Here is a 17,908-nt window from a genome sequence, read left to right as displayed (position 1 = left end):
TGGCAGATGAGCAGTCCAAGCGCTTGGCGCCCGAGACACTACGAACCGGAAGTGGCACGTCAAAAAGCAGCGGAGCCCTCCAAGGCTCCTCGATGGGAGCGCCTTGAGGTGGTGTTCGCGATCTCCTGCCGTTGCGATGGCCTCATTGCTACCGACTCGGCGCTATTGAGCGGCGTAGCTCCGATTTGCACCGATGTTGGTAGCCGCCGCATCCGGTGTCGGAGGAGTACATCGCGCCGAAGAAGGCGTCGCTCTTCCACTCTTCGGCAGGGGAACGAAGCGTCGTTCGATCCATCGCATGCGTCCGCTGCCCGACGTCGAGCATCCTCCGAGCCGCCTCGTGGACCGAAAATTTTTTGCGCAAATCGGCGCATTCGACCTTGTGCGACGCGAAATCCAAGAGGGCGCCGACAACTTTTTTTTAGGCTAGGTTTAGCCGCGCCAGCGGCTTTTGAAAGCGCAAGAAAGATTCCGCCGAAAGACGGTGGAGCGAGTGCGTGCGCTATCGCGTTTAAAAAAACACCTAGATTTATAGGGGTTTCTAAAAATGAGTTTGCATGTGCGGCACTTTGCCGGATGGCGAAGGACGAATCGGCGGGCGTATCTCTTGTGCTCGTTGACTACGCCGACGGCACCGCGGCCCAAAAAAATTTACGCAAAACAGTTGACACCTTGAAAAAGCGTGATTAGGTTTCGCCCCAAGCAGACATACTGCGGAAGCGAGTGAGTCGAATCAACACATCAGTGCGAGAGACAACAGGGCCAGCCGTCCGCAACCCAATCGCGGTGGACGCAGGGCTCGCTTCCCCCAAAAAAACGCAACGCCTTCTACCTCACGCACCCGTGCCGCTTCGCGACGCGGGTGTTTCTGTATTTGTAGGGAGGCGGGTTTTGCGCTCGCCTTTCCAGGAATCCGGTTCGTCGCGCGTGGCGCGGCGGCGGCTGTCTGCGGGTCCGACTCCCGCGGCGTTTTTTGCAACTGGGCCTGCCTTAGGGCAGATGTGCTGTACCAGATGTACCAATCCATAGTTCACTGACGAGGAGCCATAACATGGCAACGAAGAAAGCTGCGAAGAAAAAACCGGCCGCTAAAAAGGCCACCAAGAAGGCTGCTAAGAAGACTGGCGCCAAGAAGGCGACCAAGAAGGTAGCCAAGAAGTCCGCCAAGAAGGCGACCAAGAAGGTAGCCAAGAAGACTGGCGCCAAGAAGGCGACCAAGAAGGTAGCCAAGAAAGCCGCGAAGAAGGCGACCAAGAAGGCTGCCAAGAAAGGCACCAAGAAATCCGCCAAGAAAGTAGCCAAGCGTCCGGCTGCCAAGAAGGCCGGTAAGAAGACTGCCAAGAAGGCCACCAAGAAGGCCGCTGGCAAGAAGACCGCCAAGAAGGCTGCCAAGAAAGCAACCAAGAAGCCGGCCAAAAAGGCCGCTAAGAAGGCCGCTAAGAAGCCTGCTAAGAAGTCCGCGAAGAAGACGGTAGCGTTTCCGCCTACACCGGCTCCGTTGATCTAAGCCAATCCGATTGCCGTAGAACATGACTCTCTCCTCGTGCCCAGCGGGGAGGGAGTTTTTTTATGGGTGAAGAGGTAGCCTGTCGCCGGTCTGAAGTTACCGGGTCGAAGGAGACGTCATGAAGTTCTTGAGGAAGGGTTTGGCCGTCCTGGTCGTGCTGGGGCTGTTGTTGGTGGCGGGAAGCCTGCTGCTGCCAGCCAGCACGCACGTCGAGCGTTCGATCGTGATCGATCGCCCGCCAGCGCAGGTGTTCGCAACCGTCAACTCATTCCAGCGCTTCCGGGAGTGGTCGCCTTGGGCGGCGTACGACCCCGACGCCAAGTACACGTTCGAAGGCCCCGCCCACGGTGTCGGAGCGCGCATGACATGGACCGGGAATCGATCGGTGGGCAGCGGCAGCCAGGAGATCGTGGAAAGCCTGCCTGACCGTCGCGTCGGCGTTGCATTGAATTTCGACGGCAGCCTGGCGCAAGCGGCATACGCACTGGCGCCCGAAGGCAGTGGCACTCGGCTGACATGGAGCTTCGACTCTCACCACGGATACAACCCGATGTCCCGGATGTTCGGCTTGCTGTTCGACAGGATGGTCGGTCCCGACTACGAGCAAGGACTGGCGAAATTGAAGTCTCTGCTGGAAAGCGAGCCGCGCCCCGCGATAGTGCCGGACCGACCACAATGAGGCCGGAGCAACGGCGGGCGACAGCGAATAGCTAAAGGCGCTTCTCGTAGAGCGAAGCTGCGCCGCGCGATAGTGCCGAGTCAGTTGCAGCGGGGCCGTCGCAACGGCAGGAGATTACGAATATTGCTCAAAGGCGCTTCCCGTCGAGGAGCCTTGGGAAGCTTCGCCGCTCTTTGCCATGGGCACCGGAGGCAATCAGTCGGATCAGCCAAGCAAGCTCGCCTCAACATCGGATCGATACGTACCCGGCAGGTCATGGTTTCGGGCTCACAAACTCGAGGAGACCGTAGGACGAGCAATGCAAGGAACGCTCGCCCCAAAAAAGGCACTCTTACCGCGCCGCGCTCTTAGGCGTCAGTCGGGCGAAGCAGTCGCCTGCGTGGCGGATGCGCCGCTGTCGTTAGCGGGCGTGCCTGGTGTCTCGGCCATCAGCAGGTCGCTTTCGTACGGCACATCCAGCCACTGCTGCGGAGGCAGGCCAATGGCGCGATCCAGGATGGTAGGCAGCAAGCCCGACGGAACGCTGCTGTCGCTGTTCCAGAGAATCGCGATGCCCAGGTCACGTTCGGGTACCAGGGCAACCAGGCCGCGATAACCTTGTACCGCACCGGCGTGGAAAACCACCTGCTGGCCGGCGTAGTCGAACACTCGCCAACCCAGGCCGTAGCTCGCCGAGTAAATGCGCTCGCGTCGCCAACCGGCACGCATCTCGCCTGGCGTGGCGATGATGGGAGAGTGCAACGTGGCCAGCAGAGGTGCGGGCAGCACATCAGGGCGATGCCCCGTCTGCGCGATCAGCCATTGCGCCATGTCGCTGGCGCTGGCGTTGACGCCAGCCGCGGGCGGCAGGCGGTAGTAGGTAGGCTTGGGCGACACCGACACCCAGCCATTGCGACTGCGCACATGTGGGCGCGCCCAGCGCGCACTGCTCTGAATACCGCTCAGCCCGATGCTGGCATCGTTCATGCCTAGCGGTTTGAAGATACGGCGGTCGACCGCCTGGTCATAGAAGCTTCCGGTGGCGGCGAAGACCACATCGCCGATCAGGCTGAAGGCGACGTTCTGGTACGCGTAGCATTGACCAGGCGCGCATTCGAGCGGCGCGTACGCCAGCTTCTGCGCCACGGCGTAATACTCGGCATCGGATTCGATGTCCCTGTCGTAGGCGTTGTGGACGCGCAATCCGACGCGGTGGCTGAGCAAGTCGGCCACGGTGGCGCGCTGCGTGGCCATCGGATCGCTCAGTTGGAAACTGGGGACGTAATCGCTGACCTTGCTGTCCCAGCGCAATGAGCCGTCGGCCACCAGCAGGCCCGTCATGGTGCCAGCGAAGGCTTTGGAGAGCGATGCCAACCGGAACACGGTGTGCGAATCGACGGGCTGCGGTGCGGCGACATCAGTGACGCCATAGCCGCGCGCGCTGAGTACGCGGCCGTTCTGCACGATGGTCATCGACAGGCCCGGCACGCGTTCGCCGACCGTCAGCTGCTGTGCCATGGCTTCGAACGCCCTGACATCGAATCCCTGCGCGGGCGGCAATACCCGCCGTTGCGCCAGCGAGGCACGGTAGGGCATCGGTTGTGCCGGCGCTTCGCGGCGCTGCGTGGTATCGACCGTTGCGGTGGAATCCCAACGCAGAGGTGTCTGGGCTGTCGACGAAAGGGTAAGCGGCAACAGCATGCCCACCAGTCCTAAGCGCAAGGCTCGTAATGGCCGCCGTGTAGGATTGTCTTTCATCGTGCGTCGGCCCTGCGTAAGCTCATGCTGTTCCGGATAATAGCGCCGGTTTTTAAGATTGCACAAACAGGAGAGATTTAATGTCCATCTTGTTCATCTTGCTGGTGATTATCGGCCTGGCAATCGTCCTGGCGCTGTGGGGTGTCGGCATCTACAACGGGCTGGTGACGGCACGGAACGCCTTCAAGAATGCCTTCGCCCAGATCGACGTTCAGCTGCAGCGCCGCTTCGACCTGATTCCCAATCTGGTGGAGACGGCGAAGGGCTACTTGAGCCACGAACGCGAAACGCTGGAGGCGGTGGTCGCCGCGCGATCGGCCGCGCAATCCGGCCTGGCAGCGGCGAAAGCCAATCCCGGCGATCCGGAAGCCATGGCGCAACTGGCGGCGGCGCAGGCGCAGTTGAACACCGGACTGGGCCGTTTGCTGGCGGTCGTTGAAGCGTATCCGGATCTGAAGGCCAGCCAGAACATGATGCAGCTCACAGAAGAGCTGACCGCCACCGAAAACAAAGTCGCGTTCGCGCGGCAGGCCTACAACGACATGGTGATGGCCTACAACAACAAACGCGAAGTATTCCCATCCAGCGTCATCGCCGGCATGTTCAACTTTGTGCACGCCGCGCTGCTGGATATTCCCGCGGACAAGGCCGAAGTGCGCGAGGCGCCGAAGGTGAAGTTCTGAGGACCTGTTCATGATCCGTCGCGAGCGAAGGCAGGCTGCACGTGGCGGAGCGCAGCGTATGTGGAATACGTGAGCATTGCGAGCACCGCACGCGAGCCGCATGCCGAGCGCAGCAGGATCGTGAGCAGGTTCTGAGAAGTCGGGAAACGGGAATGGGGAGAGGGGAGACGATGAAGCGAAATATCGACGCTGTTGGTTCCCGTCGTCGAGCCGGGGGGCGCGGAAGGCGACTGCTGTCGCCAGCTGGGCGAATAACGCCTCTCCCTATTCCCGGTTCCCATCTTCCGGCTTTCCAATGAATTTCTTCGAACACCAGGCGGCGGCGCGGCGCAGCTCCCTGCGCATGGTGATGCTGTTCGCGCTGGCGGTGATCGGCATCGTGGTGGCGGTCGACATTGCAGTGCTGGTGCTGCTGGGTAGCCAGATGCGCGGAGACGGCGGTGCGGTGATTGGCCTGCTGGTCTTCAGCACCTTGGCGACGCTGGCGATCATCGGCCTGGGTTCTCTATACCGTCTGGCATCCTTGCGCGGCGGCGGCGAGGCGGTGGCGCTGCAGATGGGCGCCACCGAAGTGCCGGAAGACAGTACCGATCTGCAGCTGCGCCGTCTGCGCAATGTGGTCGAAGAGATCGCCATCGCGTCCGGCGTGCCGGTGCCCAAGCTCTACGTGATGGAGCACGAAGCCGGCATCAACGCGTTCGCCGCCGGCTACTCGCCGTCCGATGCGGCGGTGGCGGTGACGCGCGGTGCGCTGGAACGGCTCAACCGCAGCGAACTGCAAGGCGTCATCGCCCACGAATTCAGCCACATCCTCAACGGCGACATGCGCCTGAACATCCGTCTGATGGGCGTGCTGTTCGGCATCATGATGCTGAGCATCATCGGCCAGCGCGTGCTGATCTTCGGGCGCGGCGGTCGCAGCAAGGAAGGCAACGCGGCACTGGTCATCGCGGTTGTAGCGATGATCGTCGGCGGCATCGGGTTGTTCTTCGGCCGCATGATCAAGGCCGGTGTCAGCCGGCAACGGGAGCTGCTGGCGGACGCTTCCGCGGTGCAATTCACTCGCCAGACGACCGGCTTGGCAGGCGCGCTGAAGAAGATCGGAGGCCTGCACGAAGGCTCGCAAATGGCCGACCCGGCCAAGACGGAGGAAGTCAGCCACATGCTGTTTGGCGAAGGCCGCTCCTTCTCGCGCCTGTTCGCTACCCATCCGCCCTTGGTGGAGCGAATTCGCCAGTTGGATCCTCTGTTTGATCCGGGGCAGCTGACCGAACTGTCGCGCCGCTGGTCGATGGCGCCACCGGATGGATTGCAGGAAGACCTGGCGATGGGGCTGGGCGGCGCGGTATCGCCACCACTGCCGTCGGCATCGCATCGGATGAATGTCACGCCGCCGATGATCGCAGCACAGGTCGCCACGCCAACACAGAACGACTATCTGCGCGCAGGAGCCGTGGTGGGTACGATCCCGCCGGAACTCGCCGCCATGACGCGTCAGCGCGAGCAGGTCATGCCGCTGCTGCTGGCGTTGCTGCTGGACGACTCGCCGCCGATCGCCGCCAAGCAGAAAATCGAGATCACTTCGCGCATGGGCGCGACAGCCGCGCGCCAAGCCGCCGATGTCCATGGCCGACACCTTGCCGGTCTTCATCCCATGCTGCGCCTGCCATTGGCGGCACTGGCGTTTCCTTTGTTGAGAATGCGTCCGCGACCGGCACTGGAAACCTTTCTGGACACCGTGCAGGCAGCAGTGCATGCCGATGGCAAGACATCGTTGTTTGAGTACTGCTTGGGGCGGCTGCTGCACGTGCAACTGCGCGAGTCCCTGGATCCTTCCCGATACGCCCGCTTCGGCCGCCGCAAGCCGGGCAGCGTGAAACAGGAATTCGCGACCTTGCTGGCGGTTGTCGCGCAGGCAGGCAATGCCGGCCCGGCCGAGGCTCAACGCGCCTATCTGGCCGGTCTGCAGCGGGTATTACCGCGCGATCACATGCCCTACGCACCGCCCGCCGAAGGCGTACTGGCGCTGGATGCGGTCTGGGAACCGCTGGATGCACTCGATCCGCTGGCCAAACAGGTGATGGTGGAAGCCATCACCGCCGCGATCAGTCACGACGGACGCGTCAGCGTGGCGGAAGCCGAGTTGCTGAGGACGATCTGCGGCGTGCTGCATTGTCCGTTACCGGCGATGTTGGAGCAGGGATAGGCCCGCGCCAACATGCATGCGTCAGCCGACGGTGGACAGCTCCGCTAGTGGCTCCGCATCGCGTTCCGACGCCGAAGTAGCTTCGATCAACCCCCGGATCAAGTCCGAAGCCCGCTCCGCAACCATGATGGTCGGCGCATTGGTATTGCCACCAATCAGCTGCGGCATCACCGAGGCATCGATCACTCGCAGGCCTTCTACACCGCGTACGCGCAGCTGCAGATCGACCACCGATGCTTCGTCGCTGCCCATGCGGCAGGTGCCAGCAGGGTGGTAGACGGTCTCGGCCTTTGCACGGATGAACTCGACCAGCTCGCTATCCGAAAGATCGTTGCGAGACGGATAGATGAGCGCGCCGCGGTAAGCGTCGAAAGCCTTCTGCGCGAACAACTCGCGCGATAACCTGGCGCATTCGACCATCATCTTCAGGTCGAAGCCTTCCGGGTCGCTCAGGTAATTGGCCTCGATGCGGGCATTGGTGCGGGGATCGGCATTGTTGAGGCTGATGCTGCCGCGACTGCGGGGACGCAGAAAGCAGGCGTGCAAGGTGTAGCCGTCCCCGGCCAAGCGATTGCGACCATGGTCGTCCAGCATGGCGGGCACGAAGTGCAATTGGATATCGGCGCGATGATCCGGCGCCAGCGGCGAACGCACGAAAGCGCCGGCTTCGGCGATGTTGCTACTACCAGGGCCGCTGTGACCGCGAAGGAAATAGTCGAAAGCGGTCTTCAGCTCGCTGGTGCGATCGTAGGTGACGCGCTGGGTGGAATGCTGCAGCGTGCAGATGTCCAGGTGGTCTTGCAGGTTCTGGCCGACCTGCGGGGCGTCGACGCTGACGGTTATGCCGTGCCGCCGCAGGTGATCGGCGGGGCCGATGCCGGACAACATCAGCAGTTGCGGCGAATTGATGGCACCACCGCTCAGCAGAACCTCGCGTTCGGCATGGACTTTGATCTCACGACCGCCACGCGCGTAGGCGACGCCTATAGCGCGGCCATTCTTCAGCAGGACGCGCCGCACCAGCGCGCCAGTGACCACATCCAGGTTGGGGCGGCTGCGGGCAGGTCCGAGATAGGCGACCGCGGTAGAGCAGCGTGCGCCATCTTTCTGGGTCACTTGATAAAACCCGAAACCGGTTTGGTCGTCACCATTGAAGTCGTCATTGCGGCGATAGCCGGCTTGCAGACCTGCGTCAATGAACGTGGATGACAATGGATTGGTGTAGCGAAGATCGGACACGTACAGCGGTCCGTCGGCGCCATGCAGCGCGTCGGCGCCGCGTGCGTTGCGTTCGGCTCGCTTGAAGTACGGAAGCGCCTGGTTCCAGTCCCAGCCATGGGCCCCTTGCGTTGCCCAGTCGTTGTAATCGCCCGCGACGCCACGGGTGTAGCACATCGCATTGATGGAGCTGGAACCGCCCAGTACCTTGCCACGCGGCCACCAAAGCCGCCGCCCATTGAGTTGCGGCTCGGGAGCGGTGTCGTAGTTCCAGTTCACCCCTTTCTGGCCGACCAATTTGGCCAAGCCGGCGGGCATGTGGATAAAGGGATGCCAATCGCGAGGACCGGCTTCCAGCAACAACACGCGGCAATCAGGGTCTTCGGTCAGGCGATTGGCCAGCACGCAGCCGGCTGAGCCGGCGCCGATGATGAGGTAGTCGTACACGCGCGAACCTGTTGCGAAGAACGCCCGAAGCTATCGGCCAGACGTAGAGCAAATGCTCGGCGGAGGGAGTCGCCGGCCGAAGATGCGCGCCGATAGGTGGGATTGGGGGCAGAGAGTGCTGGAAAACCGCTGGCGATGTTGCAGTGCATCGTATACCGTGCGCGCGTGACGGGACATCAAATGTGGTGCTTGTGAACTACCGAGTCCAAACGGCCAGCGACTATCCATGAGTCACTCGATCCCGTTGTCAGGGCCCTTGGGCCGCTTCCGAGCGGCGCTGGCCGAATCGCCGCCGCTGCTGTGGGCTTTCCTCTATTTCTTCTGCTTGTTGAGCGGCTACTACGTGCTGCGGCCTGTGCGAGAAGCAATGGCCGCCTCCAGCGACGTCCAGGCCGTGTTTCCGCCGGCGATGATCGAGTTCTTCGCGGCACGCGGCATGGCATTGAAGGACTTCACCCTGCAGGTGCTGTTTACCTGCACATTCCTGATCATGCTGCTGCTGCAACCCGTATACGGTTGGGTCGTCAGTCGTTATCCGCGGCGAGTGTTCCTGCCGGCGGTGTACGGATTCTTCATCGTCACGTTGTTGCTGTTCTACGCCCTATTCAACATTGGCGTGCCCGGGCGAGGCATGGCCTTTTTCTTGTGGACCGCGGTCTTCAACCTGTTTGCGGTGGCGGTGTTCTGGAGCTTCATGGCCGATGTCTTCACTAACCTGGAGGCTCGCAATTACTACGGTTATATCGGTGCTGCCGGCACGCTTGGCGCATTCCTCGGGCCGATGCTGACGCGCGGTCTGGTCGGACAGATCGGCATCGCCAATCTGATGCTGGTGTCGGCCGGATTCCTGGCGGTGTGCTTGCTGTGCCTATTGCGTCTGCGCCTATGGGCAGTCGCGCGCGAGCGCGAGCGAAAGCTTGTGAGCGGGGAAGTGCCGATGGGTGGCGAAGTGCTTGCCGGGTTGAAACTGATCGTGCGCGAGCCGCTGTTGCGCTGGCTGGCGGTCATGGTGGTGCTGGGGGTGGGAGTAGGCACGTTGCTCTACAACGAGCAGGCCGCGATCGTCCGCCGCTTCTATACCGACCCTGCCGCCAGCACCGCCTACTACGCCACCCTGGATCTGGCGGTCAACGCGCTGACCTTGGTGGTCCAGCTATCGCTCACGCGCTTGCTGATGTCGCGCTACGGCATCGCTCCGGCGCTGTTGATTCCCGGGTGCGCGGTCATCCTGGGCTTTTCGCTGCTCGCCGCCTCACCGCTGCCGATGATGGTGGCGATCGTGCAGGTGATCACCCGCGCGAGCGAATTTTCGCTGGCGAAGCCGGCGAGGGAGACGATCTATACCCGGGTCGGCCGCGAATGGCGCTACAAGGCCGGTGCAGCGATCGACACGGTGATCTATCGCGGTGGCGACTTGAGCTTTGTCTGGTTGCACAAGTTGCTGTCCGCATTCGGCTCGAACGTGGTCTTCGCAGCGGGCTTGTTGGCTGCCGCGGGCATGACTTTCGGCGCATGGCGGTTGTTGCGGGAGGAGTCCAAGCTGCCCTCCGAACGCGCCGCAGCGGCGGCACCGACAGGAACGGACCCATGAAAGGGCGTAGAGAATTCCTCATCACCGCCTCCGCCGCAGCCGCCTGGCTGGCGTTGCCCAATGCCGTCGCGGCTGCCGCTCGCAAGAAGCCAGGCAAGCCCCTGAACATCCTGGTGATGGGCGGTACCGGTTTCCTGGGGCCGCATTTCGTCGAGGCCGCTCGCGCCAAGGGCCACAAGCTGACGCTGTTCAACCGCGGCAAGAGCAATCCCACGCGCTTCAGCGGCGAAGAGTTCAAGGATATCGAACAACTTCATGGCGATCGTAAAACCGACCTGTCCGCACTGGAAGGCAAACGGCGTTGGGACGCGGTGTTGGATACGTCCGCTTATCTGCCCGGCGACGTGAAGCGCTCTGCGGAACTGCTGGCGCCACGCGTGGGGCAGTACGTCATCATTTCCTCTATCTCGGTCTACGCCGACAACAGCACGCCTGGCGCTGATGAAACCGCTGCGGTAGGCACCCTGCCGGATCCGACGGTGACGGAAATCACTGGCGAGACCTATGGCCCGTTGAAAGCCCTATGCGAACAGGCCGCTGAAAAAGCACTACCTGGCCGCACTACCGTCGTCCGCCCGGGCCTGATCGTAGGTCCTGGCGATACGACCGATCGGTTCACTTACTGGCCTGCACGCGCCGCGCGTGGTGGTGAAATCCTCGCACCAGGTTCGTCCGAAGATCCCACGCAGGTGATCGATGTGCGTGATCTGGCGGCGTTCATCGTCCACCTCATCGAAACCCGCAACTTCGATGTGTTCAATGCGGATGCTCCAGCGGACAAGCTGACGATGGGCGCTGTGTTGACTGCGAGCCAGGCGGCCGCAACGAGTGCGAACAGCATCCAGTGCGTACGCGCGCCGTGCGAGCAGCCGCCGGAAGCCATGTCCACCGTCACCTGGGTGCCGGCGGATTTTCTTGAAGAACATAAAGTCAGCGCCTGGCAGGACATGCCGGCGTGGATTCCCGCACGCGGCGAGTACGCGGGCTTCGGCCGGCGCAGCACCGCGCGTGCGCAGGCGGCGGGATTGACCTATCGACCGTTGGAAACCACCGTGCGCGATACCTTGCAGTGGTGGCTATCGTTGCCGGAAGAACGCCGCGCCAAGCCGAAGGCAGGGATTCCCGCCGAGCGCGAAGCTGAAGTATTGAAAGCCTGGCATGCGCGCGCGGCAAAATAACCCCCGCAACGGCCACTGACTTCCTCTTACCGCTATGCTGTCGCCATACCGGCGGCAGGGGAAGTTCGATGATATGGCTTGCACAGATACTGGTAGGGCTGGTGGCGTTGCTGCACCTGTATTTCCTGGTGCTGGAAATGTTCCTGTGGACCCGGCCGCTGGGGCTGAAAACATTCCGCAATACGCCGGACAAGGCGGAAGTGACTCGGGTATTGGCAGCTAACCAAGGACTCTACAACGGCTTTCTTGCCGCGGGCCTGATATGGGGCATGTGCACGGCACAGTGGAATTTTGTGCTGTTCTTCCTGGGTTGCGTGGTCGTGGCCGGGCTCTATGGCGCTTACAGCGTCAACAAGCGGATTTTCTTTGTGCAGGGCGTTCCAGCGATTGCGGCGATAGCCGCCGTCCTGGCATTTGTAGGAGCGACGTGAGTCGCGATGAGGCTTTACCTGGTAACACCCTTCGCGACTCACGCCGCTCCTACAGGGGGAGCAAGGGCAGCGCGAAGAGCGCCGCGCCTAGGACAAACAATACGGTCAACACATGCACCATCGGCCGGTTGATGCGCAGAAACACCAACTGTTCGATAGTCCGCCCCACCCAGAACAATGACATGAACACCAACAGCGCCTGTCCCAGCGGTGTTGTATGCAGCTCGCGGGTGAACAGGAAGCAAAGCGTTCCTATCCCCAGGAATACATAGATCAAGCGCAAATTCAGTATCTGGGTGACGGCGCCAGTGATCAGCCCGACTTTCGCCAATTCGCGATCCCAGCGAAACAGTTTCCAGAAACTCATATGGAACAAAGCGAAGGCGAAGCTGTGCAGACCGGCGAGTTGGATCATCAGGTCACGGGACATGGCCATTCTCCTGCGGTCGGCTAGTGGGATGCCCGGGCTGGCTTTGGCGATACCCACATGGAGATGCGGGCTCGAAACACTGCATCGCCTTGCGGATTGGTTATCGATATCTCCATCGGCAGCTCGTAGCCTTCGGTGGATTCGTGCGGCGTGAAAGCCGGTACGGCGACGGCATGCATCGTTCCCACGGCCTTCTTCAAATACTCGACTGTCATCCCTTTCGGAATCCAGCGCATCGATTTAGGAATACTGACGTCGGTGGTCAACCCGCCGATGTACTCCGCCAGATTGCACAGCGCGATGGCATGCACGGTGCCCAGATGGTTCGTGACTTTGCGGCGATGGGCAATGCGAGCCTCGCCGCGATTGGGCTCCAGCAACAGGACACGCGGGCCGATGCTGCCGAAGTAGGGTGCCTTGAAGCAGATCAGTTTGGAAAACAGCCAATGTCCGAACGGCTTGCGGCTGAGTTTGCGATAGATATCTAGAACATCGGCGCTCATTCGGAGTCTCGTTTTATCCAACCTCTGCACAACGATGGATGGAGGGAAAAAAATCCACACTCGACACAACTCTCCGCCGAATGCTCGCGAGCTCCGTCTTACCCCCTACCAACCTCCCCCTGCTGCGCAAGGGGAGGGGCTACATCACGCCGCGGCGCGCGACTTATCGTGCGGCTTGTGTAGGTCGTAGTAGCTGGCCGCACGCAGTTCATGCGGATCGAAGTCATCCACGGTGATGGTGTCCAGCGTCATCACCCGCAACTCTTCCAACTGCTTGCGCTCGTCGGCGGTGATCCAGCCCTCGCGCACGGCCTCTTCCAGCTGAGAAGTGAAATCCAGCGCTTCGATGCCCTTGGTCTTCAATGCTTTCAGGAACTTGCGCTCCACCGGCTCAGCCAACACGGCTTTGGCCAGATAGCTGTCGATACGGCCGGCCGGGTTGTTCTCGCACGGAGTGGTGAACACGCCCTGCGCCAGACGATCGCGTGCTTCATTCGGCGTCATCAGCAGCGCGGCGGCGCGATGGCTCAGACGGTCGCCGGGCGCTTCCGCGCGGCGGCCCCACGGGAAGATCAACGCCCACATCAGCCAGCCGACCGGACGAATGGGGAAGTTGCGCAATGCCCCCGACAGCGCCAGTTCCATCTCGTGCACGCTGTTGTGGAAGGCCCATGCCAGCAGAGTGCGATCAGCGACCGGCGCGCCCTCGTCCTGATAGCGTTTCAACATGGCGCTGGTCATGTACAGATGGCTCAGCACGTCGCCCAGCCGGCCGGACAGCGATTCCTTGAATTTCAGCTTGCCGCCCAGCGTCAGCATCGATATGTCGGCCATCAATGCCAGATTGGCGGAGTAGCGATCGAGCTTGCGGAAGAAACGGCGGGTGTACTCGTCGCCGGGCGCGCTGCCGAAGCGAGCGGCGGTCAGGCCGAACCAGAACGACCGTACCGCGTTCGAGATCGCGTAGCCGATGTGGCCGAACAGGTTGCGGTCGAACTCGTCGATGCCGGCAGCGACATCGGGATTCTGCGCCGCCTTCATTTCCTTCAGTACCCACGGATGGCACAGGATGGCGCCTTGTCCGAAGATCAGCAGGCTGCGGGTCATGATGTTGGCACCTTCCACCGTGATGGCGATCGGCGATGCCTGCCAAGCGCGGCCGACGAAGTTGCGCGGCCCCAGGATGATGCCTTTGCCGCCCACTACGTCCATCACGTCCTTCACCACTTCGCGGCTCATCGACGTGCAGTGGTACTTGGCTATGGCCGAAGGCACCGCGGGCTTTTCGCCACGATCCACCGCCGCGGCCGTGGCCTGCGACAGTGCGCTGATCGCATAGGCCTTGCCGGCGATGCGCGCCAGCGCTTCTTCTACGCCTTCGAAGCGGCCGACCGACAAACCGAACTGCTTACGGATACGCGCATAGGCACCGGTCACCACCGCGCCCATCTTGGCGCCGCCGCTGGCGGTGGACGGCAGGGTGATGGAGCGGCCAATGGACAAGCATTCGCTGAGCATGCGCCAGCCTTCGCCGATGCCCTTTTCTTCACCGATGATCTGCGACAGCGGCAGGAATACTTCCTGTCCGCGTACCGGGCCGTTCTGGAAGGGAGAGTTCAGCGGGAAATGGCGACGTCCGACTTCGACCCCCGGCGTTTCGCGCGGCATCAGCGCCAGCGTGATGCCCAGGTCGCGCTTGTCGCCCAACAGACCATCCGGGTCGTACATGCGGAAGGCCAGGCCGATGATGCTGGCGACCGGCGCCAGCGTGATGTAGCGCTTGTCGAAGGTCAGCTTGATGCCGACCACCTTGGCGCCATTCCAGTCGCCGGCGCACACAATGCCGTAGTCGGGGATTGAAGTTGCATCGGAGCCGGCGAACGGCCCAGTCAACCCGAAGCAGGGCACTTCACGGCCATCGGCCAGACGCGGCAGGTAATAGTCTTTCTGCGGCTCGGTGCCGTAGTGCATCAGCAACTCGCCTGGGCCCAGCGAATTGGGTACCCCGACGGTGGAGCTCACCACACTGGAAACCGACGCCAACTTCTGGATGACCTTGTGGTGGGCCAGCGCCGAGAAACCCAGGCCGCCATAGGACTTCGGGATGATCATTCCGAAGAACTTGTTCTTCTTGATGAAGTCCCACATTTCCGGCGGCAGATCCGCATGGACATGGGTGATTTCCCAGTCGTTGGTCATCCGGCACAGCTCTTCCACCGGGCCATCCAGGAATGCCTGCTCTTCGGCCGTCAGTACCGGCTTGGGCTGCGAGAGCAACTGGTTCCAATCCGGATCGCCGGAAAACAGTTCGCCTTCGAAGCCGACCGAGCCCGACTCCAGTGCAATGCGTTCGGTCTGCGACAACGGCGGCAGGATCTTCCGATAGAAGCCCAGCAGCGGTGCAGTGATCAGCGGCTTGCGAATGGCGGGGATCAGCAGCGGTACCGCAATGGCGGCCACAATGATCGCCGCGATAACCGTCGACGTCGGGTTGGCACCCAGCAGCCAACAGGCGACCAACAAGGTGGCGGTGATCGCAGCCCAGTACGCCAAGCGCAAGCGGTGGTAAGCGGCGAAAGCGCCCGCCAGCAGGAAGGCGAGGAACGGGGCGACGATGCTGAAAAGCGAACTCATGGGCTTGCTCCGGTGACGGATTCGGTAACGTCTTCGGCGACGTCGGATTCGTTTGTGGTGCTGGCCGTACGCAGATCAGCCAGGTATTCCAATACAGCGGCACTGAAAGCGTCGTTGTCGTCGCCAGCCACCATGTGCGTGGCCTGCGGCAAGTGCACGTGGCGCGCGTGCGGCGCCAGCAATCTGAATTCTTCGACGGTTTTTTCCGACACCAGGTCGCTGCGGCCGCCACTGATCAGCAGTATGGGGCATCGGATGGCGCGTGCCGCTTCGGCGATAGCGTCCTGATGCTGTGCGCTGTCGCGTGCGAGTTCGTCGACCAGGCGCGGATCCCAATGCCAACGCCAGCGGCCGTCTTCGCCTTCGCGCAACAGTTCGCGCAACTCTTCCGGTGATTTGCGGGAGCGACGGTGCGGCAGGTAGGCGGCGATCACCTCGCTGGCATGGTGTAGCGATTCGAAACCATCGGGAAACGCGGTCATGAAACCGAGGACGCGTTGCATGCCGGCCTGTTCCCAGCGCGGGGTGATGTCCACCAACACCATGGCGCTGAACAGCCCCGGCCAACGTGCTTCGGCGATCAATCCGAACAATCCGCCCATCGACGCGCCAACCAGCACGGGAGGCTGCGCTCGTTCGCCGGCGACGATGATCAGGTCATCGGCGAACTGTTCGCCCGCATAGGGCAAATTGGCGGCGTTGCGCTCCGATCCGCCATGCCCGCGGGCGTCATAGGCCAGGCCGGCGTAGCCATGGGCCGCCAGTTGTTGGGCGGTGCGCGACCAGGCGCCGCGGGTCTGGCCAAAGCCATGCGCATAGACCAGGGCGGGATCGGTCTGAAGGGCAGCGACCGTTGAAGGGAAGGCGGTCGCTGCCAGCGATATTCCGCCGGCAGCGGTCAGGCGCAACGTCGCCGCTTCGCCCGATCCGGAAAGTGGCTCGGTCGACGAGGAAGTAGTAGTGGATCGAGGCGTAACCATACGGTCTAGTATGGGCTCTGAAATTTAGAGCAGTCAATCGGTTTTCACCTCCGTCGCTGCACAAGTCCATGATTTTTATTAAATTTGTGCTGCATCGCAGCAAACGTACCGCAACAAACCTCGGCGTATGGTTAAATGCCGAATATGACAACACCCGCCTCTGAATCCGCTAGCGCCCCACCTGCCCGCAGCTCCCGTTTGAGCGCCGAAGACTGGGCTCAAGCCGCTTTGGACCTGATTGCCGAGCAGGGCGTTTCGGCGGTCGCGGTGGAGCCGTTGGCCCGCCGCTTGGGCGTCACCAAGGGCAGCTTCTACTGGCATTTCCCTTCCCGTGATGCGTTGCTGCAAGCGGCGCTGGAACGCTGGGAAGTGGTCGAGCAGGAAAGCGTGTTCGGCAATCTGGAGAAAGTGCCGGATCCGCGCGAACGCCTGCGTGCGCTATTTCAATTGGTCGGTCATGAAGTCAAGCCGCACATCATCTACAGCGAGCTGCTGAAAGCGCTGGATCATCCCGCGGTGCAGCCGGTGATCAATCGCGTATCGCAACGACGACTCGAGTATCTGGTGGCGTCGTTTCGACAAGCGGGGCTGGGCCGCACCGATGCGCATCACCGCGCTCGCCTGACCTATGCCGCTTACGTCGGTTTCCTGCAGCTATCTCTACAGCTGCAACAGCCACGGATGTCGCACGACGAGTTCGAGGCGTATCTGGAACACGTCATCTCGACGTTGATTCCGACCTAGGTTCATCCTAGAGCGGAGCTTGCTCCGCTGCTCTTCGCCTGCGTGCCAGAAGCAGCCGAGCAAGCTCGGCTCTACAAAAGAACGAATGCCGTGCGGATACCGCCGCGTTGATGGACATTATCTACGCAGGGCCTGGTTGTGCCTGCAGGCGGCCATCACGCCATTCCTGCTGACGTTCGACGTATCCGGCTTGATCCAGATACCGGAAAATCGAGCGCACGGTGATCACCGGATAAGCGCCTGACAATCGTGTCGCCACCGAGTGATCAGTGAATACGGTATTCGCTGAAAAGAGTCCGCCGAGCACGCGCTTGGAATACGGGATGTGGATCGTGTCCGGCGCGAAGCCGTCGCTGCGGGTAAACGCATAGGCGGTAGCGCGGTCGTAGAAATCATGGCCCGCCAGTGCAGTCGCCATCATCTCAACGATCCACGCGGTGGAGTTCTGGTAGTCGCGGCTACCGGGGCGTGCGATCAGGTTATAGCGCGGGTGATGCAGGCTGTGACGCGGCATTTGCCTGATCCGTTCGGCCAGCCGGTTCGCGACATCGGGCTTGAACCAGACGATACGCAGATCCTGGTTGACCAGATCGTCGGAAAAGAAATTCACCAGTCCTTGCGCGTAAAGGCTGGAGCGATCGCTGCCGCACTCGTTCAACAGATGCACAACGGTCCAGCGACCATGCGCGTGATCGCGTACGGCGAATCCGGCGTGGCTATAGACCAAGCCTTGCTTGGACAAGTCGGTACCGACGCGGGCGATCAACGCTACCGGCGCGTCGGCTTTATCCAACGCAGCTGCCGCGAGAAGTGCGGTCTGCGCAGCGGCGGCGACTTTGTGTGGAGCGACCTGTTGTTCATCGCAGGTGCTGCCCGCGTGTACTTTGCCCCATGGCAGCAGCGATGACAGCATTGCCAGCACGGCGAGTGCGCGCTTCAT

The 17,908-nt window shown here is 62.0% G+C and carries 15 protein-coding genes; 7 read left to right on the top strand and 8 right to left on the bottom strand.

Translation table 11 applies throughout. The features are described 5' to 3' along the window. Window positions 1-990 precede the first annotated feature (990 nt). Complete coding sequence (locus tag AADW18_RS06430) at window positions 991-1,503, bottom strand: hypothetical protein (RefSeq protein ID WP_337342744.1); 513 nt, start codon at window positions 1,501-1,503, stop codon at window positions 991-993. 122 nt (window positions 1,504-1,625) lie between these two features. Between AADW18_RS06430 and AADW18_RS06425 the strand changes: the two genes are divergently transcribed. After that, on the top strand, window positions 1,626-2,186 hold the full coding sequence (locus AADW18_RS06425) for an SRPBCC family protein (RefSeq protein WP_337342527.1): 561 nt from the start codon (window positions 1,626-1,628) through the stop codon (window positions 2,184-2,186). Between the two features lie 354 nt (window positions 2,187-2,540). On the opposite strand, the gene AADW18_RS06420 is transcribed toward AADW18_RS06425, so the two are convergent. Then, window positions 2,541-3,923, bottom strand: coding sequence for a serine hydrolase domain-containing protein (locus AADW18_RS06420; RefSeq protein WP_337342526.1), 1,383 nt, complete (start codon window positions 3,921-3,923; stop codon window positions 2,541-2,543). An 80-nt stretch (window positions 3,924-4,003) separates the two neighbouring features. Between AADW18_RS06420 and AADW18_RS06415 the strand changes: the two genes are divergently transcribed. After that, entirely contained in the window at window positions 4,004-4,606 is a 603-nt protein-coding gene (locus tag AADW18_RS06415) for a LemA family protein (RefSeq protein WP_337342525.1), read from the top strand. Window positions 4,607-4,901: 295 nt separating this feature from the next. Beyond that, window positions 4,902-6,812 (top strand): M48 family metallopeptidase, encoded by a 1,911-nt coding sequence (locus tag AADW18_RS06410; protein ID WP_337342524.1) that lies wholly within the window; start codon window positions 4,902-4,904, stop codon window positions 6,810-6,812. Between the two features lie 21 nt (window positions 6,813-6,833). Here AADW18_RS06410 and AADW18_RS06405 read toward each other — a convergent pair whose 3' ends face one another. Next, entirely contained in the window at window positions 6,834-8,477 is a 1,644-nt protein-coding gene (locus AADW18_RS06405; RefSeq protein ID WP_337342523.1) for a choline dehydrogenase, read from the bottom strand. Window positions 8,478-8,703: 226 nt separating this feature from the next. Here AADW18_RS06405 and AADW18_RS06400 point away from each other — a divergent pair, with 226 nt between their 5' ends. The 3 genes from AADW18_RS06400 (at window position 8,704) to AADW18_RS06390 (ending at window position 11,677) form a co-directional block, all read left to right on the top strand. Then, entirely contained in the window at window positions 8,704-10,068 is a 1,365-nt protein-coding gene (locus AADW18_RS06400) for an MFS transporter (RefSeq protein ID WP_337342522.1), read from the top strand. Beyond that, window positions 10,065-11,246 (top strand): NAD-dependent epimerase/dehydratase family protein, encoded by a 1,182-nt coding sequence (locus AADW18_RS06395; protein WP_337342521.1) that lies wholly within the window; start codon window positions 10,065-10,067, stop codon window positions 11,244-11,246. The genes AADW18_RS06400 and AADW18_RS06395 overlap by 4 nt, the downstream gene beginning before the upstream one ends. A gap of 68 nt (window positions 11,247-11,314) precedes the next feature. Further along, window positions 11,315-11,677, top strand: coding sequence for a DUF1304 domain-containing protein (locus tag AADW18_RS06390; protein WP_337342520.1), 363 nt, complete (start codon window positions 11,315-11,317; stop codon window positions 11,675-11,677). 49 nt (window positions 11,678-11,726) lie between these two features. On the opposite strand, the gene AADW18_RS06385 is transcribed toward AADW18_RS06390, so the two are convergent. The 4 genes from AADW18_RS06385 to AADW18_RS06370 all read right to left on the bottom strand — a co-directional run bounded on the left by AADW18_RS06385 (window position 11,727) and on the right by AADW18_RS06370 (window position 16,224). After that, entirely contained in the window at window positions 11,727-12,107 is a 381-nt protein-coding gene (locus AADW18_RS06385) for a hypothetical protein (protein WP_337342519.1), read from the bottom strand. Between the two features lie 20 nt (window positions 12,108-12,127). After that, window positions 12,128-12,610: a hotdog fold domain-containing protein gene (locus tag AADW18_RS06380; protein WP_337342518.1), complete on the bottom strand. Its 483-nt coding sequence runs from the start codon at window positions 12,608-12,610 to the stop codon at window positions 12,128-12,130. A 144-nt stretch (window positions 12,611-12,754) separates the two neighbouring features. Then, complete coding sequence (locus AADW18_RS06375) at window positions 12,755-15,244, bottom strand: acyl-CoA dehydrogenase (RefSeq protein WP_337342517.1); 2,490 nt, start codon at window positions 15,242-15,244, stop codon at window positions 12,755-12,757. After that, entirely contained in the window at window positions 15,241-16,224 is a 984-nt protein-coding gene (locus tag AADW18_RS06370) for an alpha/beta fold hydrolase (RefSeq protein WP_337342516.1), read from the bottom strand. The genes AADW18_RS06375 and AADW18_RS06370 overlap by 4 nt, the downstream gene beginning before the upstream one ends. Before the next feature lie 135 nt (window positions 16,225-16,359). Here AADW18_RS06370 and AADW18_RS06365 point away from each other — a divergent pair, with 135 nt between their 5' ends. Next, entirely contained in the window at window positions 16,360-16,968 is a 609-nt protein-coding gene (locus AADW18_RS06365) for a TetR/AcrR family transcriptional regulator (protein WP_337342515.1), read from the top strand. A 121-nt stretch (window positions 16,969-17,089) separates the two neighbouring features. Here the strand turns inward: AADW18_RS06365 and AADW18_RS06360 are convergent, their stop codons facing one another. Beyond that, complete coding sequence (locus AADW18_RS06360) at window positions 17,090-17,908, bottom strand: DUF2145 domain-containing protein (RefSeq protein WP_337342514.1); 819 nt, start codon at window positions 17,906-17,908, stop codon at window positions 17,090-17,092.

The sequence above is a fragment of the Pseudoxanthomonas sp. CCNWLY206-1 genome (assembly GCF_039710385.1).
GTDB lineage: Bacteria > Pseudomonadota > Gammaproteobacteria > Xanthomonadales > Xanthomonadaceae > Pseudoxanthomonas_A.
The sequence above is the reverse complement of the archived record's forward strand: the minus strand, read 5'-3'. Positions and strand labels throughout refer to the sequence as shown.